The sequence below is a fragment of the Nonlabens sp. Asnod3-A02 genome (genome assembly GCF_045063755.1).
Taxonomy (GTDB): Bacteria; Bacteroidota; Bacteroidia; order Flavobacteriales; family Flavobacteriaceae; genus Nonlabens; species Nonlabens xylanidelens.
Map to the genome: position 1 here is coordinate 430582 of NZ_JBEFOC010000006.1, position 22856 is coordinate 453437.

The 22856-nt window shown below is 35.5% G+C and carries 18 protein-coding genes; 16 read left to right on the forward strand and 2 right to left on the reverse strand.

Annotated elements, in window-relative coordinates:
- The 11 genes from ACJJVN_RS03080 (at position 1) to ACJJVN_RS03130 (ending at position 15398) form a co-directional block, all read left to right on the forward strand.
- Positions 1-1302 (forward strand): sigma 54-interacting transcriptional regulator, encoded by a 1302-nt coding sequence (locus ACJJVN_RS03080; protein ID WP_405377097.1) that lies wholly within the window; start codon positions 1-3, stop codon positions 1300-1302.
- Positions 1292-1804 (forward strand): LPS assembly lipoprotein LptE, encoded by a 513-nt coding sequence (gene lptE / locus ACJJVN_RS03085; RefSeq protein ID WP_104515792.1) that lies wholly within the window; start codon positions 1292-1294, stop codon positions 1802-1804. Before ACJJVN_RS03080 ends, lptE begins: the two co-directional genes overlap by 11 nt.
- Positions 1798-2697, forward strand: a complete 900-nt coding sequence (locus ACJJVN_RS03090; protein WP_405377098.1) for a hypothetical protein — start codon at positions 1798-1800, stop codon at positions 2695-2697. The genes lptE and ACJJVN_RS03090 overlap by 7 nt, the downstream gene beginning before the upstream one ends.
- Positions 2697-3047: a preprotein translocase subunit SecG gene (gene secG, locus ACJJVN_RS03095; protein WP_405370706.1), complete on the forward strand. Its 351-nt coding sequence runs from the start codon at positions 2697-2699 to the stop codon at positions 3045-3047. The genes ACJJVN_RS03090 and secG overlap by 1 nt, the downstream gene beginning before the upstream one ends.
- A 142-nt stretch (positions 3048-3189) precedes the next feature.
- Positions 3190-3465 carry a co-chaperone GroES gene (gene groES / locus ACJJVN_RS03100; protein ID WP_104515795.1) on the forward strand — a complete coding sequence of 92 codons (276 nt, stop codon included), beginning with the start codon at positions 3190-3192 and terminating at the stop codon, positions 3463-3465.
- Positions 3466-3563: 98 nt separating this feature from the next.
- Complete coding sequence (gene groL, locus ACJJVN_RS03105) at positions 3564-5201, forward strand: chaperonin GroEL (RefSeq protein WP_405377099.1); 1638 nt, start codon at positions 3564-3566, stop codon at positions 5199-5201.
- Positions 5202-5332: 131 nt separating this feature from the next.
- Positions 5333-5878, forward strand: a complete 546-nt coding sequence (locus tag ACJJVN_RS03110) for a hypothetical protein (RefSeq protein WP_104515797.1) — start codon at positions 5333-5335, stop codon at positions 5876-5878.
- A gap of 559 nt (positions 5879-6437) precedes the next feature.
- A complete protein-coding gene (locus ACJJVN_RS03115; protein WP_405370702.1) occupies positions 6438-9644 on the forward strand; it encodes a SusC/RagA family TonB-linked outer membrane protein in 3207 nt (1068 codons plus the stop codon).
- An 11-nt stretch (positions 9645-9655) separates the two neighbouring features.
- On the forward strand, positions 9656-11011 hold the full coding sequence (locus ACJJVN_RS03120) for a SusD/RagB family nutrient-binding outer membrane lipoprotein (protein ID WP_405370700.1): 1356 nt from the start codon (positions 9656-9658) through the stop codon (positions 11009-11011).
- Positions 11012-11253: 242 nt separating this feature from the next.
- Positions 11254-13722 (forward strand): zinc-dependent metalloprotease, encoded by a 2469-nt coding sequence (locus tag ACJJVN_RS03125; RefSeq protein ID WP_170034603.1) that lies wholly within the window; start codon positions 11254-11256, stop codon positions 13720-13722.
- Between the two features lie 200 nt (positions 13723-13922).
- A complete protein-coding gene (locus ACJJVN_RS03130; protein WP_405377100.1) occupies positions 13923-15398 on the forward strand; it encodes a hypothetical protein in 1476 nt (491 codons plus the stop codon).
- Between the two features lie 32 nt (positions 15399-15430).
- Here ACJJVN_RS03130 and galE read toward each other — a convergent pair whose 3' ends face one another.
- Entirely contained in the window at positions 15431-16447 is a 1017-nt protein-coding gene (galE, locus tag ACJJVN_RS03135) for a UDP-glucose 4-epimerase GalE (RefSeq protein WP_405377101.1), read from the reverse strand.
- 89 nt (positions 16448-16536) lie between these two features.
- A complete protein-coding gene (locus ACJJVN_RS03140) occupies positions 16537-17679 on the reverse strand; it encodes an acyl-CoA dehydrogenase (RefSeq protein ID WP_405370695.1) in 1143 nt (380 codons plus the stop codon).
- 79 nt (positions 17680-17758) lie between these two features.
- Here ACJJVN_RS03140 and ACJJVN_RS03145 point away from each other — a divergent pair, with 79 nt between their 5' ends.
- The 5 genes from ACJJVN_RS03145 (at position 17759) to ACJJVN_RS03165 (ending at position 22856) form a co-directional block, all read left to right on the forward strand.
- Complete coding sequence (locus tag ACJJVN_RS03145; protein ID WP_405377102.1) at positions 17759-18811, forward strand: anhydro-N-acetylmuramic acid kinase; 1053 nt, start codon at positions 17759-17761, stop codon at positions 18809-18811.
- Positions 18812-18876: 65 nt separating this feature from the next.
- Positions 18877-20103, forward strand: a complete 1227-nt coding sequence (locus ACJJVN_RS03150; RefSeq protein ID WP_405377103.1) for a Glu/Leu/Phe/Val dehydrogenase dimerization domain-containing protein — start codon at positions 18877-18879, stop codon at positions 20101-20103.
- Positions 20103-21632, forward strand: a complete 1530-nt coding sequence (nhaB, locus tag ACJJVN_RS03155) for a sodium/proton antiporter NhaB (RefSeq protein WP_245890696.1) — start codon at positions 20103-20105, stop codon at positions 21630-21632. Before ACJJVN_RS03150 ends, nhaB begins: the two co-directional genes overlap by 1 nt.
- 133 nt (positions 21633-21765) lie before the next feature.
- Positions 21766-22461: a MotA/TolQ/ExbB proton channel family protein gene (locus ACJJVN_RS03160; RefSeq protein ID WP_104515804.1), complete on the forward strand. Its 696-nt coding sequence runs from the start codon at positions 21766-21768 to the stop codon at positions 22459-22461.
- Between the two features lie 2 nt (positions 22462-22463).
- A complete protein-coding gene (locus ACJJVN_RS03165; protein WP_104515805.1) occupies positions 22464-22856 on the forward strand; it encodes a biopolymer transporter ExbD in 393 nt (130 codons plus the stop codon).

A 22856-nucleotide genomic window follows, 5' to 3' on the forward strand; every position in this document is an offset into this window, starting at 1 on the left:
ATGGAAAGTGTACAATCAGTAAAACAGCGTTTTGAATTAATAGGTAATGATCCCGGCTTTAATAGAGCGATAGAAAAGTCATTACAGGTCGCTCCTACAGATATTTCTGTACTTGTTACTGGAGAGAGTGGAGTCGGTAAAGAAAGTATACCCAAAATCATACACTCACAATCTTTTAGGAAACATGCAAAATATATCGCTGTAAACTGTGGTGCAATCCCAGAGGGAACCATAGACTCAGAATTATTTGGTCATGAAAAAGGTGCTTTTACAGGTGCCACTTCTACTAGATCTGGATATTTTGAGGTAGCAGACGGCGGAACCATATTCCTGGACGAAGTAGGAGAATTACCGCTACCTACACAAGTACGTTTATTACGTGTATTAGAAAATGGTGAGTTTCTTAAAGTAGGATCTTCTACCACACAAAAAACTGATGTACGCATAGTTGCAGCCACTAACGTAAGAATGTATGATGCGATTGAAAAAGGAAAATTTAGAGAAGACCTCTACTACAGACTAAGCACTGTAGAAATAGACTTACCGCCATTAAGAGAACGCAAGGGAGATATTCATTTGCTTTTCAGAAAATTTGCAAGTGACTTTGCAATGAAGTACAAGATGCCCACTTTGCGTCTAGATGAAAATGCTATCTCCATGCTTACCAATTATAGATGGAGTGGTAACATAAGACAGTTGCGCAACATTGCAGAGCAAATAAGTGTTCTAGAAAAAGAAAGAAATATAACCGCCGCAACTTTACACAATTACTTACCAGACGCTGGTAAAAACTTACCTGCTGTTATAGGTGAGAAGAAAAAAACAGATAGTGAGTTTGCAAACGAGCGTGAGATCTTGTACAAAGTCTTATTTGACATGAAAAATGACTTGAACGATCTCAAAAAACTCACCAATGAGTTGATGGAAAATGGTAACGCAAAAGATGTAAGAGAAGAGAATCCTGGTTTAATTAAACGTATTTATGGGAACCATAAAGAAAATGAGCAGGATTATGAAGACGTTATAGATAACGCATACGACTACACACAAGAAGAACACATAGCGCCTATTCAAAAAGCAAACATAGATAATCACTACGTAGAACCTGTACAACCTAGTAGTGACCGTTATGACTTTGCACAAGAAATAGAAGAAGAAGAATCACTTTCTCTAGCCGATAAGGAAATAGAACTGATTAAAAAATCGTTAGACAGACATAAAGGTAAAAGAAAAGCCGCTGCAGACGATCTAGGAATCTCAGAGCGCACTCTATACCGTAAAATAAAACAATATGATCTTTAAGAATCTACGCTTTTTAATTATTGGACTCGCTTTTTTAAGCTTAAGTTCTTGTGGGCTTTATAGTTTAAGTGGAGTAACCATACCGGCAGACATTAAGACCTATCAAGTAGATTACTTCGGTTATCAGGCAACGTTAGTAGAACCAGGTATAGAAAGAGATTTTAAAATAAAATTAGAAGAACTTATTCAAGATCAATCATCTTTAAATCTAGTTACTAAAAATGGCGATTACATATATCAAGGAGAAATTACTAGATACTACATCGCTCCTATGACTGCTACCGCAAATAGTACAGCCTCTCAAAACCGATTAACTATAGAGATAAATGTACGATTTACAGACACTAAGAGAGACGAAGAGAGTTTTGAAAAGAAATACAGTTTTTTCTATGACTACAGCGCAAATGTGCAATTACAAGGCGCTGCTCTAGAAACAGCCCTAGAGGTAATCTATGAGCAAATCACACAAGATATTGTAAACGACACACTAGCTAAATGGTAGATGTAAATCACATAAATAATGTACTTGCACAACCTGACCAGGTCACTGTAGATCATATAGCCTTGCTACAAGAGACGCTTATAGAGTTCCCATATTTCCAGGCGGCTCGCAGTATTTATCTTAAAGGACTAAAAAATGAAAGCAGTCCTTTATATAATAAAGAATTACAAAGGACAGCCTCACACACAACAGACAGATCTGTATTATTTGATTTCATCACGTCAGATTCATTTATACAGAATAAAGTTAGTGAACAAATAAAGCAACTTCGAGAAGAAGAAAAGGAAAACGAAAATGTTGAAAATACATTATCAACTACTCCTGAAGTACTTGCTATTCAAAAACCTATAGAAGAAGATTTTAATGCCAGCACTGATTTCACACAAGTAACAGATATAGATCTTTTTGAAAAAAAGAAAAGCACCTCTATAGCAGATGAGCCATTAGAGTTTAACAAAAATGAAACCTATAGTTTCTCTCAGTGGTTGCAATTAACCAGTCTTCAACCTATTGATAGAACAACGCAAATTGAAGATGAAAAGCAGGTTACTTCAAAAAAAGTAGAAGAAATAAATGAAAATTTAATATCTTCAGAAATAATTCAGGAAGAAGATGATCGCGCTAGAAAGATGGCTCGCATTGATCAATTTCTTGCAGAAAAACCAAAGATAAAGCCTCGTAAATCGCCCAGTCCCTCGATTAATGTAGCAAATCAATATCAAGATCCGAGTCAATTTATGACTGAAACTCTTGCTAAAGTTTACCTTGCACAAAAAAACTATTCCAAAGCCTTGAAGGCTTATGAGATTTTAGTATTGCAACATCCAGAAAAAAGTGGTTTATTTGCAGACCAAATTCAAGAAATTAAGAATTTACAAAGTAACAACACATAATGACAACATTTTATATTTTTTTAGCACTCATCGTTTTAGTAGCATTTTTACTAATAGTAGTTATCATGGTACAAAACCCTAAAGGAGGTGGTTTATCTTCTAGCTTTGGTGGTGGCGGCACACAACAATTAGGTGGTGTAAAGAAAACAGGTGATTTTTTAGATAAAAGTACATGGATACTTTCTACTGCACTTCTTGTCCTTATACTTCTTGCTAGTACATCTTTAATTCAAGGTAAGTCTGTAAGCTCTATCCAGGTAACAGATCCTACAGCTGTAGAAAGCACAACTAACAATATACCTAGCGATGCTACTAACACTACTGAAGGTACAGATACTGACAGTGAATAGTAAATCACTACATCATAAACTGACAAAATATCCAGCCCACAAGGCTGGATATTTTTGTTTACAGAAGTTTTGTCAGTGAAAATAAATTGGCATATTTATGGAACTCCCAACATCATTAATAATCAAATAAACATTTTTTAAAATGGCATTAAATATTCAACCTTTATCAGACAGAGTAGTTATAGAACCAACTGCTGCAGAGCAAAAAACAGCTTCTGGTTTATATATTCCTGATACAGCAAAAGAAAAACCTCAACAAGGTAAAGTAGTTGCTGTAGGAAATGGAAAAAAAGATCACGACATGACTGTAAAAGTGGGTGATACCGTTCTTTATGGTAAATACAGTGGTACAGAATTAAAACTAGACGGTAGCGATTACCTTATCATGCGAGAGGATGATATTCTAGCGATAGTTTAATAAAATGATCCGCTTTCGCGAAAGCGAGAACAACATCAATAATTTTAACGATTAAAAAAACAACTGTTCAAAACAGTAAATTTTAAAAAATTAAAGAAATGGCTAAAGACATAAAATTTGATATAGAAGCAAGAGACGGAATCAAACGTGGAGTTGACGCACTTGCTAATGCAGTAAAAGTAACATTAGGCCCTAAAGGTCGTAATGTAATTATAGGTAAATCATTTGGTGCTCCTGTAGTAACAAAAGATGGGGTAAGTGTCGCCAAAGAAATCGAGCTAGAAAACGAGCTGGAAAACATGGGTGCGCAAATGGTAAAAGAAGTTGCTTCTAGAACTAATGACCTTGCAGGTGATGGTACTACAACTGCCACTGTACTTGCACAAGCTATCGTAAAAGAAGGTCTTAAAAATGTAGCTGCTGGAGCAAATCCTATGGATTTAAAACGCGGTATCGACAAAGCTGTTGAATCTATCGTAAAAGATCTTGAAAAGCAAGCTAAAAAGGTAGGTGACTCTAGCGAGATGATTAAGCAAGTAGCATCTATATCTGCAAATAATGACGAGGTAGTAGGTGATCTTATCGCTAAGGCTTTTGGAAAAGTAGGTAAAGAAGGTGTTATCACCGTAGAAGAAGCTAAAGGAACCGAGACTTACGTGGACGTAGTAGAAGGAATGCAGTTCGACCGTGGATATCTATCTCCATACTTCGTAACTAATTCTGAAAAAATGACTACCGAACTGGAGAATCCATACATCTTGTTATTCGACAAGAAGATCTCTACCATGAAAGAATTAATGCCAGTTCTAGAACCAGTTGCTCAGACTGGTAAACCTCTCCTTATTATTGCTGAAGATGTAGATGGAGAAGCTCTTGCCACATTAGTAGTAAACAAATTAAGAGGTTCTTTAAAAATTGCTGCTGTTAAAGCACCAGGTTTTGGAGATAGAAGAAAAGCTATGTTAGAAGACATTGCTATTCTTACTGGCGGTACTGTAATATCTGAAGAAAGAGGATTTACATTAGAAAACACAACTCTAGAAATGCTAGGTACTTGTGAAAAAGCAGATATCAATAAAGATAACACAACTCTAGTTAACGGTGCTGGTAACAATGCCGATATTAAATCTAGAGTAGGACAGATCAAATCTCAAATTGAGAATACTACATCTGACTATGATAAAGAAAAACTTCAAGAACGTCTAGCAAAACTTGCTGGTGGTGTTGCTGTACTTTATGTAGGTGCTGCAAGTGAAGTAGAAATGAAAGAAAAGAAGGACCGTGTAGATGACGCACTTCATGCAACTCGTGCAGCTGTAGAAGAAGGTATCGTAGCCGGTGGTGGTGTTGCTCTGGTACGTGCAAAATCTGTTCTTTCTAAAGTTAAAGCTAACAATGCAGACGAAGAAACAGGAATCTCTATCGTAGCTCGTGCTATAGAAGCACCTCTAAGAACTATCGTAGAAAATGCTGGTGGTGAAGGAAGTGTTGTCGTATCAAAAGTATTAGAAACTAAAGGATCTAATGGTTATGATGCTAAAAACGATAAATATGTAGACATGCTTAAAGAAGGAATTATCGATCCTAAAAAAGTAACGCGTGTTGCATTAGAAAATGCAGCATCTGTTTCTGGAATGATACTTACTACAGAGTGTGCACTTATAGAGATTAAGGAAGAAAACGCTGGTGGCGGTATGCCTGCTGGTATGCCAGGAGGAATGGGCGGAATGATGTAAATTATTTTTCTTAACCTTATTTTAAATAAAAGCCACCTCTTAAGAGATGGCTTTTATATTTTAATTAACTCACGTACATTGGGCTATATAAAATATAGAATCCCAAAAACCGTTAATCATAAAACCGAACTATGAAATATTTAAGTATTCTTTTTCTACTAACTTTATTAGTAAGCTGTAAAGAAGATAAAGAAATCACCACTAGCCTACCTCCTGCAAATGAAAACACCGCAGCCACTTCTACTGATCAACACGCAGATAGTAACACAGTAACCTCAGCTACAAAAAGCAATGCAATAGTCGCTAGTGGCAGCGTTACTGATTTTTTAAAAGATATAAAGTCGTTTGCTCGATCTGAAAAAGGGAACTCTATTGAAAATTTTCAAAAACTTGCCGATGACACCGCAGCAGAAAAAATCGATATTTCAAAAGAAAACTTTGGAGAAGCTTTAAAAAAAGCTACAGATTTTAAATACATTTTTATCACCGTAGAAAACCATACAGTAGTAAAAATAGACGATGTCTCTAAGTGCAAACCATCAGGATCATGGGCAACATGCGTCCCTTATGCACAAGGCTATATTAAAAAAGGCGACATGATCTACCAAGAAGATTATGCTAATAATATAATAGGCCTACCTAACGATCAGAAACGAACGATGTATTTATTTAACTAGTCTTAAATAATAAAATGAGTTCAAAGTAAAAATTTTATCAAAAAAATTTAGTGAGTTAACAAAACACCCTTGTTGCTTAATCTAAAAATGAACTTACATTAAAAAAATAGAGATCTCTATTTTGAATCTCCTTACTAGAAACTCGATAATTTAATTATCGAGTTTTTTTTTGTTTTAAACTCGCTTTCGCGAAAGCGGAATGATAAAAACTTAAGACATAACTTAAATACTAAACTCTACAGCAATCAAAAAAAATGCAAAAGCACTAATTAGATTAAAACAAAAAGGGAAAAATTAATAACTACATTAAAACTATAGGGTAATAGATCATTAATATAAATGTTAATTTTTAAAAAAAATACTATCTAAATATACAAAAACGATATTTAGATGAAAAAATCAAATGTTAAAGTTAAAAACATAATTAATTCATTTATAGCATTTTAAATACTTTAAACTATTAACCCTATAAAATAACTAGGATTTAATTTGTAGGAAATTAGGTTAACAATAGTTAATTGTGATACTTTTAGCGTTTTAACCAAATAAATCAAATTGTATGAAATTATTTCTACACAAAAGACTAGTATTTCTATTGATGCTAGTTGTGCAATTTTCTTTTGCACAAGAAAAACAGATCTCTGGTACAGTATCAGACTCTTCAGGAGAAGTATTACTGGGTGTTAATGTTCTTAAGAAAGGAACTAAAACCGGAGCACAAACAGACATTGATGGTAAGTATAGTATTCTCGCTCAAGAAGGCGACGTACTTATCTTTTCTTACTTAGGACTGCAGACTAAGGAAGTTAGCGTTACTGGAGAGCCAGTACTCAATGTTGTATTAACCGATGATGCTGAAGCACTAGGAGAAGTGGTAGTTATCGCGCAAGGGATAAAAGCTAAACCTAGAGGTTTAGGATATGCCATTGCAACAGTAGATTCTGACGAGATCACAAGAGCTAAAGAGGTTAACGTTATATCTGCTCTAGCTGGTAAAGCACCTGGTGTGAGTGTAACTAACTCTTCCGGTTCTGTTGGAGCATCTGCTAACATCAGAATTAGAGGTAATAGTTCTATCGTAGGTGGAAACTCTCCCCTATTCATTGTAGATGGTGTACCTATCGACAACTCATCTACCTCTGAAGCAGATGGTGATGGAGGTTTAAGTGGTACTGACTTCTCAAATAGAGCAGTAGACCTTAACTCTAACGACATTGCTAGTGTAACTGTATTAAAAGGACTAGCAGCTCAAACACTTTATGGTATTAGAGCTTCTAATGGTGTGGTATTGATAACTACTAAAAAAGGAAAATTAGGTAAAACAACTGCAAGTATTACTTCTAACACAACATTCTCTCAATACAATAAAGTTCCAGACCTTCAAAGAACTTATGCTCAAGGTGGTGTTGTAGGTGGCGTTTTAACTTACAGAGGTCCTGAAACTTTTGAAGGAGACTCTTGGGGACCTAACGTTAACACTCTAGAATATGATGGCGCAACAGACTACCCTTTTGATAGTAACGGTAGACTAGTTGCTGCTGGAACAGGAAATGGACAAGCTGCAAATACTTACGATCATTATGATTTCTTTAAAACTGGAGTACTTCAAGAAAATAACTTTTCTGTAGCAGGTGGAAATGAAACAATAAGATACCGTGGTTCTATAGGTAGATTAACACAAGACGGTATATCACCTAACGAAGAATTTGACAGAAAGACTTTTAGAGCAGATATAAATGCAAAATTAGATGACAAATTTAGCCTAGACATGTCTGGACAGTATAGTGTATCTGGTGGTAACCGTGTACAAAGAGGTTCTAACATATCTGGTATTATGCTAGGTCTAGTAAGAAGCACCCCTACTTTTGATAACGGTAACGGCCTAACAGGTCAAGATGCTGCAGATAATTCTTCTTCTTACTTTTACAATATTGCAGGTCAAGAATTACCTGGTCAAAGAAGTTATAGAGATGGAATTTACAACAACCCATACTTTACGGTAGCACAAAATTCTAACACTGATGATGTAAGTCGTTTTATAGGTAAAGTTGGTCTTAACTACAAATTATCTGATGAAATTGAAATAAGATCTGCACTTTCTGTGGATCAATATACAGATCAAAGAAAATCAGGATTTAATGTTTTAGATGCATCATTCGGTTCTGGTAGAGTTATAAATGACCAGATTGCAAATGCTGATATTAACTGGAACATGGTTATCAACGGTTCTAAGCAATTAAATGAAGACCTAGGCTTCACTTATAACGTAGGTTATGATGGTTACTATACTAAATTTAGTCGCCGTATCCAAATAGGTGATGGATTAACTATTCCAGGATTCTTTGATGTAAGCAATGCTTCTTCTAACCAGGTACGTGAGTCTGCTGGAGGTAAAAAATTAATCGGTGCATTTGCAACGGCTAGTTTTAACTACAAAGACATGATTTATGTAACTCCATCATTTAGAAATGACTGGTCTTCTACATTACCTGTAGGTAACAATTCTTTCCAATCCTATTCTGTAGGTACTAGTTTTGTATTTACTGAACTTTTTGAAGAAAACGATTCCTTCTTAGACTATGGTAAACTGAGATTATCTTATGGATCTGTAGGAAAAGATGCTCCTACCCTAGCAACAACTACTGTATTCGGTGGATCATTCATAGGTGGTGACGGCTTTATTCAAGGCGTTTCTTTCCCTGCATATGACACGGTATCTTTTGAGAGATCTGGTCTAGCTGGTAATCCAAACTTAACTCCTGAAAAAGCAAGAGAATTTGAAGTAGGTATGGAATTAAAAATGTTCGATAACAAATTGAAATTTGACGTAACTTATTATGATAAACTTTCTTCTGATGTAATCTTACCAGTAGATGTTGCATCTTCTTCAGGTTTTACTAGTAAAATAGATAACGCAGCAGAGGTTTCTAACAAAGGTGTGGAAATCGCACTAGGTTATACACCTATAAGAACTGATGATTTTCAATGGAATATAGATGTTAACTGGACTACTTATGAGAACATTGTAGAATCACTTGCACCAGGTGTAGAGCAAGTAACTTTAAATGGATTCTCTAGCACATCTGCAGTAGCAGCTGCTGGACAGCCTTTTAGTGCGATATTCGGTAGTAGTTTTCAAAGAGACGACGCTGGTAATGTTTTAATAGGTGACGATGGTTACCCTATTCAAAGTACTGAGAATTCTATAGTAGGTGATCCTACTCCAGACTGGCAAGCAGGAATAAGCAATACTATTTCTTATAAAGACTTCTCTTTATCATTCCTTTTTGACATTAGAAAAGGTGGTGATGTATGGTGTGGTACTTGTGGTATTCTAGACTTCTTCGGTACATCTACTCGTACTTTAAACAGAGATCAAACTACTGTTTTTCAAGGTACAGTACAGTCTACTGGACTACCTAATACACAAGTTGTTCCTTATTATGATTCAACTATTAGTGAAAACAACAACTTCTATAGAAGATATGGCTTTGGTGGTACTAGTGAAAGTAATATCTATGACGGTTCATGGATAAGACTTAGAGAATTAACAGTTACTTATAACTTACCTTCTAAGTTACTAGAAAAGACATTCTTTGAAAGCGCATCTATTTCTGCATATGGTAGAAACTTATGGTTAAGTACTGATTATCCAGGAGTAGATCCTGAGACGAACTTAACAGGAGATAGTAATGGTTATGGTTTAGATTATTTCAATCAACCTAATACCAAGAGTTATGGTGTAAACCTTAATCTTAATTTTTAAAAAAAGCCGATATGAAAAAAATACAAATATTAATAGGAGTCCTATTTCTCAGCTTAGTATCCTGTGAAATAACAGACGAAAACATAGATCAAAATAACCCTAATGGCGCATCAGTAAATGCAGGTGCGGTTTACCCTGGTATGATTGCACAAACACATAGAAATATGGTTGCCATCAATGCTAGAATAGCAGGTATAGTTGCCCAGCAATATGAAGGGCTAGATGCACAGCAAATAGCATATGACCAGTATAATATTGGTGAAGATGACACTGATGACTATTGGGATGCGGCACTTTACGGTACAGGAGCAATGCCAGACTGTTATGGTATTTTCACAAGTAACACTGAAGAAGTAGGAGCACTAGCAAAGTTATATATGGCTACTAACCTAGGTCTAGCTACTACTATGTGGGGTGATGTACCTTATGATAATGCATTTATTGGAGATCAAGGAAATTTTAACCCAACATTTGATTCTCAAGAAGATGTTTATGCTACTATCCAAAGATTACTAGATGAATCTATAGCTGGAGGAGTATCTAGTGGTATCGGAGAATTTTATGGTGTTGGATCTGGTGGAGCAGATTGGGAAAAAACAGCGAGAGCATTAAAGGCTCGTTATTACATCCATTTAACTTCAGTTGATAATACTGCTGCAGCTAGTGCTCTTGCACAAGCACAGTTAGCATTATCTAGTACAAGTGAACAAGCAGATTTTGTTTATTCCTCGCCAGCGGCAAATTCAAATCCTTTGTTCTTGTTTGACAATGACAGACCAGGTACACTAGGTGTAAGCCCACAGTTAACTTCTTTAATGACGGGAGACCCAAGACTACCAGTTTACACTAACGTAGACGGTGATTTTGCAGGAGCAGGATTATTTTGGGGACAAGCAGACTCTCCTACTCCATTAATTTCTTATTGGGAAGTAAAATTCATAGAAGCTGAAGCTATCGTAAGAACAAGCGGTACCGATGCAGATGCTCTTGCTGCATTGCAAGATGCTGTAGAGGCTAACATGCTTTATGTAGGAGTATCACAAGCAGATGCAGACACTTATACTGCAGCTCTAGCTCTTTCAGGAAGTATGGATGATAAAATAGAAACGATTATTACTGAAAAGTATAAATCTTTTTATGGTAACGCACCGATTGAAGCGTGGACAGATTTTAGAAGAACAAAATTCCCTGCTTTAACACCTAATCCAAGTGCTGTAGGTGGCGTTAATCCTTCTAGAGTTATTCCTCGTAGATTTCTTTACCCTATCTCTGAAAGATTAACTAACGGTACTAATTATAATGCAGCAATTAGTGCACAAGGTGGACATTTACTAGACAACGACATGTGGGCATTTCCTACAAACTAAGGATTAGCCAACTATTTAAATTTTGATGTAAAATCACATCTTTATAATCCTTTACTAGAAACTCGATAATTTAATTATCGAGTTTTTTTTTGTTTTAATCTCGCTTTCGCGAAAGCGGAATACGTAAGAATTCATTTACAAAAATTAACTTTAACAGAAAATCCTATATCGCGTTAACGTCTTGTTAAGAAATATTGAGGTTTATGACAATATATTTAGGCATCAATAAAAAAACAAAATCAATGAGCAAAATTAAAATGTTGATGATGCTGCTACTAGCAGTCTTCATGACAACAAGCTGTTCTGTTTTCCAAGGGAAAAAGAAAACAGCGCCTAAGACAAGCGCAGCAGCTAAGAAACCTAAAAAAGGTGACATACAACCTTACTCAAAGGTAATCACTAAAAAAGCCAAAAGTGATGAAGGTTTATTTACCGTACATCAAGTAGGAGAAAAGTGGTTCTATGAAATACCTGACAGCCTTTTTAATAGAGAGATGTTAATGGTAACTCGTATTGCAAAAACTGCTTCAGGCTTAGGTTTCGGAGGTGGTAAACAAAATACCCAAACCTTAAGATGGCAAAAGAAAAATAAAGACGTACTTCTAAGAGTTGTATCTCATCAAGTAGTTGCAGCAGACTCTTTACCGGTAAGTATTGCAGTAGAAAATTCAAATTTTGAACCTATTCTTTACTCTTTCCCTATTAAAGCTATAAAGAAAGACAGTGTTACTAACAACACAGTAATAGACGTAACAGACTTCTTTACTAAGGATGTTAAGGCTATAGGTTTTCCACAAAGAGCTAGAACAAGATACAAAGTAAGTAGAGTCGACGCTACGAGATCATACATAGACACTCTACGTTCTTATCCACAAAATATAGAAACTAGACACGTAAAAACATACTTTTCTAGCGCACCACCTTCTAACAGAAGTGTGCAATCTATATCATTAGAATTAAGCAACTCTATGATACTTTTACCTAAAGTACCTATGAAGAGACGTTACTTTGACCAGCGTGTAGGATGGTTTGCTAGAGGCCAACAAGATTACGGTCTTAATGATCAGAAAACAAAAACAGTTACCTACCTAGACCGATGGAGACTTGAGGTAAGAGATGAGGACATGGCTAAATTTAAGGCTGGTGAATTAGTAGTACCTAAAAAGCAAATCGTTTATTATATCGATCCTGCAACACCTGTTCAATGGAGAAAATATATCAAGCAAGGTATTGAAGACTGGCAAGTTGCTTTTGAAGCTGCTGGTTTTAAAGAAGCTATCATAGCAAAAGATGCACCTACCAAAGAAGAAGACCCAGAATGGAGTCCTGAAGATGTTAGATTCTCAACGGTAAGATACTTAGCATCTCCTATTCCTAATGCAAATGGACCTCACGTAAGTGACCCAAGATCTGGAGAGATTCTAGAAAGCGACATCAACTGGTACCACAATGTAATGACTTTATTACACAACTGGTTCTTTATACAAACGGCTGCAATTAATCCAGATGCACGTATGAATAACTTTGATGACGAGGTTATGGGACGTTTAATACGTTTTGTAAGTTCTCATGAAGTAGGTCACACACTAGGTTTACCTCATAACATGGGTAGTTCTATTGCTTATCCTGTAGAAAAATTAAGAGACCCTGCTTTTACTAAAGAATTCGGTACTGCACCATCTATTATGGATTATGCTCGTTTTAATTATATCGCACAGCCAGAAGATGGAGATGTAGCTCTTATGCCAGAAGTAGGTCCTTATGATAAATACTCTATCAAATGGGGTTACATGCCTATACCTGATAAAACTGCAATTGAAGAAAAGAAAACACTTGATAGCTGGATTCTTGAAAAGGCTGGAGATCCAGTTTACAGATTTGGTCGTCAGCAATTTGGTGTGGTAGACCATACTTCACAAACTGAAGATCTAGGGGATGACTCTATGCGTGCTAGTGAATACGGTATTAAAAACTTAAAACGTATTGTTCCTAACTTAGGTAAATGGACAGGTGAAGAAGGTGAGAACTTTGACGAGTTAGAAGGTATGTATGGTCAACTAGTAGGACAGTTTAACCGTTATATGGGTCACGTTACTGGGAACATAGGTGGAGTTAAAGAAACTTACAAAGCTTATGGCCAAGAAGGTGCTGTTTATGAGCATGCTTCAAAGGACAAACAACAACGTGCAATGGCTTTCTTACACACTCAATTATTTGATACACCAGAGTGGTTAATCGATCAAAATATTTTCAATAAAATAGAATCTGCTGGTGGTATAGAGAGAATACGTGGTATGCAAGTACGCACACTTAATAGTGTTCTTGACTTTGGCCGTATGGCTAGACTTATGGAAAATGAAGAAGTTAACGGTAGCAATGCATATGGTTTACTTGATATGATGACTGAATTAAGAAAAGGTCTCTTCAAAGAACTACCTAAAGGTCAAACTATTGATCGTTACCGTCGTAACCTACAACGTGCTTATGTAGAAAGGCTTGAGTTTATCATGACTAATGAAGCTCCTAGAAGCCGTTTTGGTGGTACAAGAGTAGATGTAGAACAAAGTGATATTAGACCTATCGTACGTGCAGAGTTAGTTACTCTTAAAAGAGATGCTACTCGTGCAGCTAGTCGTACTAGTGATAAGTTATCTAAAATTCACCTACAAGATTTAGTAGAAAGAATTAACATGATACTTGATCCTAAGTAATTAGTTTACATTTAGAAATTCATCAAAAGCCGATTCATATAAATGAATCGGCTTTTTCTATTCAATAAAATCAACTGAATAGATATCATAATCCACACTTAAAAGCTATTTATTTATATTTGATTCCTAACCATATTCACTTTACTTCCTACTCCATCCTTAAACTATATTAAGAAGAAAACGAATATTTCAATTAAAATATGAAAGCCAAAATTTTAGAATATTTGAAAAACGACCATCATTACTGGTGGACCGTAGCTGTTTTACCAGGCATCTATTCTCTGTTATATTTATACCAAAACAACTTTACTTTAATTAATTCATGGGAGCAGTTTATAGCCTTCTTAATTTATTTTATAGTTGCCCCATCTACAGCTCTAGTTTTATTGGACTTGGTATTCAAAAAGAAAGTCTGTATAGACCGAAAACATTTATACTATTGTTTTTTAATCATTAACCTTGCTATCATTCTATCCTTATTTGTTTTTATGAGGTGGAGATGGAAACCTCTTATTCTAGTATTTATAATAACCATAGCTACTTCTAAATACTTATCTAAATTCTATAAAATAGGCGTACTACTTTTAGGTCTTATGATTATTCCAGCAGTATTACAATTTGGTAACTATTATTATCAATCTGTATACAGTCTTCAAGAATGGTCTACACCAGAAGATTTTGAAAAATTCACTTTTCAAAAAAAACCTAATATATATCTTATTCAACCAGATGGTTATGTAGGTAAACCCACGATGACTGGACAGCTATACAATTACCCAAATGATCAATTTTATGATAATCTAGAAACCTACAACTTTAATTTTAATCACAATTACCGCAGTAACTATCCCTCTACGCTATCATCTAACAGTACACTATTTAACGCACAACATCATTATTTCAACCAAGGCAAGGCAAAGAACGAGCTATTTAATGCCAGAGATAAAATCATGGGAACAAATCCAGTTTTGAGAACTTTTAAAAATAATGGATACGAGACAAATGCTATTCTACAGAGTAACTACTTATTATATAATAGACCTGATGTGTTCTATGATTATACAAACATAGAAATGGAAGACATTTCCTTTTTTCCCGTATTTCATAATGATATTGATTATTATTTTGATTTCAAAAACAGATTGAACGATAACCAAAGTATAGCACCGCAATTTTTCTTTATAGAGATATTGAGCCCTAGTCATATTAGTCACAGCAAAACATTTAGTTTAGGAATTGAAAAAGAAACTGAGATTTATTTAGAAAAAATACCTGATATCAACACAGAGGTAAATAAGCTTATAAATTTAATTACAACTCATGACAAGGATGGAATAATTATAATTGCAGCAGATCATGGAGGGTTTGCCGGCTTTGAATATACCGAGAAGGCTTATCAGGAAATTACTAATAATTTAGAATTAAAGAAAAGTATATTTAATTCTTTGCTAGCAGTTAAAGCACCTGAATCGTTTGCCCCTTATCAAGAACGAATAACCAGTTCTATCAACTTATTTCCAGAACTATTCACTTACCTATCGGGCCAGTCCCAACCTCACACCACTAGAGATGCATCTAGTTACATAATAATTAAAGAGACGAGTAATAGTGGCGTCTATCAATACTTTAATCAGGATGGAGAAAGTGTAACCATAAAAAAGCCGACTCATAAGTAATGAATCGGCTGCTTTTAAAATATAAATATTATTTATTTATTCCTCACTCTTTTTTCCCAAACCCAAGAACTACCTAATGCTTCTTCCAGATTATATTTTGATTCCCAACCCAGAATATTTCTTACTTTATCAGTTTGAGCATAAGCCTCTACCACATCTCCTACACGGCGGCCTACTATTTTATAATTTAATTTTTGTCCACTAGCTTTTTCAAAAGCAGCAATAACTTCTAACACAGTTGACCCAGTTCCTGTACCTACGTTAAATACTTCAAAGTTTTCATCAGCTTTCTTTTCTAACAGTCTGGATAGAGCCGCTACATGAGCTTTAGCTAGATCTACTACATGAATATAATCTCTTATAGCTGTACCATCTCTAGTTGGGTAATCATCTCCATAAACCGAAAGTTGCTCTCTTAAACCTATAGCGGTTTGAGTTATATATGGAACTAGATTTTGAGGTACACCTAGTGGCAACTCGCCTATTTTTGCACTTTCATGAGCACCTATAGGGTTAAAATACCTTAATGCAATCGCTTTAAGGTTAGGTTTTACTTTACATGTGTCCTTAATTATCTCTTCCCCTACTTGCTTTGTATTACCATATGGAGATTCCGCAGGTTTTATAGGTGCATTTTCAGTAACTGGCAACACGTCTGCCTGACCATAAACAGTACAAGAAGAACTAAATATGATACTCATTTCTTTATCTTGAACATTTTGTAATAGATAAACTAATGCGTTAATATTATTCTCATAGTATAATAATGGATTATTCACACTCTCGCCTACCGCTTTTGAAGCGGCAAAATGAATAATTCCGGATATATCTGGATACTGATTAAAAAATTTAGACAGACCATCTTTGTCTCTTACGTCTACATTTTCAAACGCCGGCTCAATATTAGTAATGGATTTTATATTATCTAGAACATCAATAGAAGTGTTAGATAAGTTATCTATAATTACAACCTCATAACCTTGTTCTTGTAGCTCCACCACCACATGAGAACCTATATAACCTAAACCTCCTGTTACTAATATTTTCATAGATTGTAAAGCTACATTATTTAAATAAATGACATAAAAAAAAGAGCTGTAAAAATTACAGCTCTTTAAATTATATTCTTTTAAGAATATTAGTCTTTAAGTAACCCTCTAGAGATTACTATTTTTTGAATCTCGCTAGTACCTTCATAAATCTGAGTGATTTTTGCATCTCTCATTAAACGCTCTACGTGATATTCTTTAACAAAACCATTACCTCCATGCACTTGCACCGCTTCTACAGACACGTCCATTGCAGTTTGTGAAGCAAAAAGTTTTGCCATAGCACCACTCATATCATAATTACGACCTTGATCTTTATCCCAGGCACTTTGCATAACTAGATGACGAGCAGCAGTAATATTAGTGTGCATATCTGCTAGTTTAAAAGCAATAGCTTGGTGATTACAGATCTCAGTACCAAATGCTTTTCTTACCTTAGAATAATCTCTAGCTAGCTCATAAGCACCAGACGCGATACCTAATGCTTGTGCAGCAATACCAATACGACCACCAGAAAGAGTTTTCATGGCAAATTTAAATCCAAAACCATCTTCACCTATTCTATTTTCTTTAGGCACTTTAACATCATTGAAAATTAAAGAATGAGTATCGCTACCACGTATTCCTAACTTATCTTCTTTTGCACCTACTTCAAAACCGTCCCAACCTTTTTCTACTATAAAAGCGTTGATACCTTTATGTTTTTTCTCTTTATCGGTTTGCGCGATTACAAGGTAAAAATCTGCGCTATTACCATTAGTAATCCAGTTTTTAGTTCCATTAAGTACATAATGGTCACCTTTATCTATAGCTGTAGTCTTTTGAGATGTAGCATCACTACCAGCTTCTGGCTCAGATAAACAAAAAGCACCTATAGACTCTCCAGTAGTAAGCTTAGTTAGATATTTTTCCTTTTGAGCCTCTGTACCATATGTATCAAGACCCCAACATACTAATGAATTATTTACAGAAACGATTACTGATGCACTTGCGTCTATTTTAGAAAGCTCTTCCATCACTAGTACATAAGAAATAGTATCCATACCACCACCACCATACTTAGGAGAAGCCATCATACCTAGAAAACCTAGCTCACCCATTTTCTTAACCTGCTCAGCAGGAAATCTTTGAAGATTATCTCTTTCTATAACTCCAGGTAAAAGCTCTGTTCTTGCAAAATCTCTTGCAGCATCTCTTATCATTAGATGCTCTTCTGTTAGGCCAAAATCCATTTATTCTTGTATTTTTTTAGTTATTTTTCCGTTTTGCAAATCTAATGTTATTCTACACCATTTTCAACACCTTTAACTTATGAATCATCAGTACTATAACGTTTTAGGAGTAATGTCCGGAACTTCCCTAGACGGCATAGACATCGCACACATTACATTAGTACGCAAAGATGTCTGGAGCTTTCAAATTCACAGTGCAGAAACTATAGCCTACACGCCATCGATGAAACAAAAACTAGCCGAGGCTATTCACTTTGATCCTGCGGCAATAATAGAACTAAATGAAGAATACACTGAGTATTTAGGTAACACAATAAATACCTTTATCACTAATAATCAAATCAAAGAAATAGTAGCCGTTTGTTCTCACGGTCATACCATTTTTCATAAACCACAAGAAAAATATACGCTACAAATAGGTAATCTTCTTCATCTAGCTAAAATTATTAAAGAACGCGTGGTATGCGATTTTAGAGTACAAGATGTAGAATTACATGGGCAGGGAGCACCATTAGTACCCATAGGCGATCGTTTATTATTTGGAAATTACGACTACTGTCTTAACCTAGGCGGATTTGCAAACCTGAGTTTTGAAAAACACACGCAAAGAATCGCTTATGACATATGCCCTGTAAATGTTGTTCTCAATCACTATTCCCTAAAATTAGGTAAAGAGTATGATGCAGGTGGCGCTTTCGCGAAAGCGGGAAAAATTCAAACACCTCAGTTAAAATTATTAAATCAACTAGCATTTTATCAAGAAGTCGCCCCTAAATCCCTAGGCATGGAATGGGTGAATGAACACATTTTTAAGATCCTAGACTCTATTCAAACCATAGATGCTATAGCTACATTCACAGAACACGTTGCAATTCAAATAGCAAACCAATTACAAGATAAAAAAACATTACTAATCACTGGTGGCGGCGCTTTCAACACTTATTTAATAGATTCTCTAAAGAAACATACAGCGGTAAAAATCACCATTCCAGAAGATGAAATTGTAGAAAATAAGGAAGCTTTAATATTTGCCTTACTAGGCGTTTTAAAATTACGCAACACAAACAACTGTTTATCAAGTGTTACTGGAGCAAATAAAGACCATAGTAGCGGCGTTATCTACGTACCTTAAGAAATTGTAAAAAAGTAGATTTCCAATTGTCACTATATTATATTTGTGCAAACTAATCTAGCTAAATGAAAGAACTACTTAAACGTTATGAAAACGCGAGTCCCGAAATCGTTTTCCACTGGAATGATCCAGAAACAGATGCCGAAGGATGGACAGTTATTAATAGTTTACGTGGTGGTGCAGCAGGTGGTGGTACTAGAATGAGAAAAGGACTTGATAAAAACGAGGTGCTTTCTCTAGCAAAAACAATGGAAATAAAGTTTACAGTTTCTGGTCCAGCAATAGGTGGAGCAAAATCTGGAATTAACTTTGACCCACAAGACCCTCGTAAAAAAGGCGTTCTAGAAAGATGGTACAAAGCAGTATCTCCATTATTAAAAAGTTATTATGGTACCGGTGGAGACCTTAACGTAGATGAAATTCACGAGGTTATACCTATGACAGAAGATTGTGGAGTATGGCACCCACAAGAAGGTGTTTTTACCGGACATTTTTCTCCTAGTGAAGCAGATAAAATTAATCGCATCGGACAATTGCGTCAGGGTGTAATTAAAGTTATAGAAAACCCTACATTTTCTCCAGACGTTTCTAGAAAATATACCGTTGCAGACATGATCACCGGTTATGGTGTTGCAGAGGCCGTAAAGCATTTCTATGATATTTATGGTGGTAACGTAAAAGGAAAACGCGCGGTTGTTCAAGGATTTGGTAATGTAGGTAGCTCTGCTGCTTTTTACCTTTCTCAAATGGGAGCAAAAATAGTAGGAATTATAGATCGCGCTGGTGGTTTGATTAATGAAGATGGTTTTAGCCATGAAGAGATTACCCAATTATTTTTAAATAAGGACGGAAATACTCTTAAGGCAAAAAATCTTATACCTTTTGAAGAAGTAAATGATCGCATCTGGAAAATCAAAACTGAGATTTTTGCTCCTTGTGCGGCTTCTAGATTAATATCTCAAGATCAAATAGATCAAATGATCGCATCTAGATTAGAGGTTATTTCTTGTGGTGCAAATGTTCCGTTTGCAGACAAGGAAATTTTCTTCGGCTCTATTATGGAGCATACAGATGAGCAAGTTAGTTTAATCCCTGACTTTATCTCTAATTGTGGTATGGCTAGAGTATTTGCCTACTTCATGGAGCGTCGTGTACAAATGACCGACGAAGCAATTTTTAATGATACTAGCATGACTATACGTAATGCTATTCAGAATACTTTTAATAATAACAGTTCAAAAAAACAAATCAGTTCTACTGCATTTGAAATAGCACTTAAACAATTAGTTTGATGAAATACTTTTTAGGTAATAGTCCCAAGTGGTTTAAATTAACCATGATATTTTTCTTAATCTTTAACGTGATCGGTTACTTTGCACTAAGCGGTATGGTCATGGGATGGGTTTTCATTGCAGAATTTATTTTCTGTCTAGCCATGGCATTAAAATGTTACCCACTACAATCTGGTGGTCTACTAGCCATACAAGTTTTAGTTTTAGGGTTAACGCACCCTATGTATAAAATAGACCACGACACACACAAGCCTGTTCTGGATGAGCTAGGTAATCATGTGCTGGGTGGTGTATATGCAGAGGTTGCTCAAAACCTAGAGGTAATTCTTCTTCTGGTATTCATGGTAGCAGGTATCTACTTCATGAAACCTCTATTAATGTACATCTTTGTAAAACTTTTTACTAAGATTAAATCAAAAATAGTTCTATCACTAGTATTCCTCTTATTAAGTGCGATTCTATCTGCTTTCTTAGATGCTCTTACTGTGACAGCTGTATTAATAAGTGTAGGTATAGGTTTCTATAATGTATATCACACTATTCATTCTAGTGATCTAGATTTAGATAAAGACAACAAATTAGATAGAGAACAATTAAGTGGTGAAACTCTTGAACAGTTCCGTGCTTTCTTACGTAGTTTAGTAATGCACGGTGTTGTAGGTACTGCACTAGGTGGTGTTTGTACAATAGTAGGAGAACCTCAAAACCTATTGATAGGTTCTAAAATGGGTTGGGATTTCATTGAATTCTTTAAAGTAATGTCTATTATCACTATGCCTGTACTCGTTGCCGGTGTATTGACAACTGTCTTTTTAGAAACGACTAAAACTTTTGGTTTTGGTCAAAAAATGCCTCCTGTAGTAAGATCTATTATTGAAGGATGGATGGAAAAAAGAGATGCAGAAAGAACTAGTAAAGAAAAATATGCATTAGTTGTACAAGGTATATCTGCTGTTTTATTAATTGCCGCTCTTGCATTACACCTTGCCCCAGTAGGATTTATAGGACTAGGATTAATTGTGATTCAAACTGCATTTATGGGTATCACTGACGAGCACAGTCTAGGTAAAGCATTTGAAGAAGCATTACCTTTTACAGGTTTATTAGTTGTTTTCTTTGTAATCGTTGCTATGATACATGATCAACACTTATTTGCTCCTATTATAGAATGGGCATTAAGCCAGGACGCATCTAGTCAGCCAGCAATATTTTACCTTGCAAATGGTTTCTTAAGTATGATCTCAGACAATGTTTTTGTTGCAACCGTTTATATTAACGAGGTTAGTAACGCTTATACTGCAGGAACTATCACAAGAGAACAGTATGAACATCTAGCAGTAGCTATTAACACAGGTACTAACCTGCCTAGTGTTGCTACACCTAATGGTCAGGCGGCATTCTTATTCTTACTGACATCCGCACTAGCACCTCTTATCAATTTATCATATGGTAAAATGGTGAAAATGGCTTTACCTTATACTATTGTATTGACACTAGTAGGATTAGGTTGTGTAGTATACTTTTTATAATAAAAGAGTATTATTGTAAGAGATTGTTGTGATCTCGCTTTCGCGAAAGCGGAACATTTAAAATTAAAACGCAATTTAAAAGGCAATGAAACGCCCTTAAATTGCGTTAACAACCATACAAATTACTTAATTAATGAGCCTACTTTTTCAAGAAACCGCAGACGTTACCACAGAGGCAGCACCTCTAGTAAACGAACAATCTGAATCTTTGCTAGGATTAATTACCGCTGGTGGACCATCTGGAACTATCATTATAGCTGTATTAATTCTTTTGTTATTTTTTGCTTTGTACATTTATTTTGAGCGACTTATGAAAATAAGATCTAGTTCTAAAATAGACAGCTCATTCATGCTTAACATTAAAGACCATATCTCTAATGGTAGACTAGACAGTGCAAAAATGCTTTGTGCAAAAGAAGATTCTCCAGTAGCAAGACTGACTGAAAAAGGTATAAGCCGCATAGGCTCACCTCTAGAAGATATCAATAGTGCGATAGAAAACGCTGGTAAATTAGAGGTTTACAAATTAGAGAAAAACGTGAGCATGCTAGCAACTATCGCAGGTGCCGCACCTATGATAGGATTCTTAGGTACCGTTATCGGTATGGTGCTAGCCTTTAAAACACTAGCAGATGCTGGTGGTAGTGCAGACATGGGTAGCCTAGCTGGTGGTATTTACACAGCTATGATTACTACAGTTGCCGGCCTTATAGTAGGTATCGTTGCTTATATAGGTTACAATCATCTAGTTGTAAAAACGGACAAAGTAGTACACCAGATGGAAGAGAATGCATCTGACTTCTTAGATCTATTAAACGAACCTGCTTAATTATGAATTTAAGAGGTAGAAATAAAGTTAGTCCAGAATTCTCGATGTCGTCCATGACTGATATCGTGTTTTTACTTTTGGTATTCTTTTTGCTTACATCTCCATCTATAACTCCAGAAGCTCTGGACCTATTATTACCTAGTGCTGGCGGTAAAACATCTACACAAGGTAAGGTAACTGTAAGCATCTCTAAAGAAGGTGTGTACTATGTAGATGCAACACAGGCAACAGAAGAAGATCTAGAAAGTAGAATATTGAACACCTTACAAGGCAAAGAAAAACCTACTATCATGTTGCGATCTGACAAAGACGCTGCCGTAAGTTACTCTGTCAAAGTAATGGATATTGCAAATAGGAATAAAATTCAAATAGTCCTAGCGGTCAAAAACAATTAA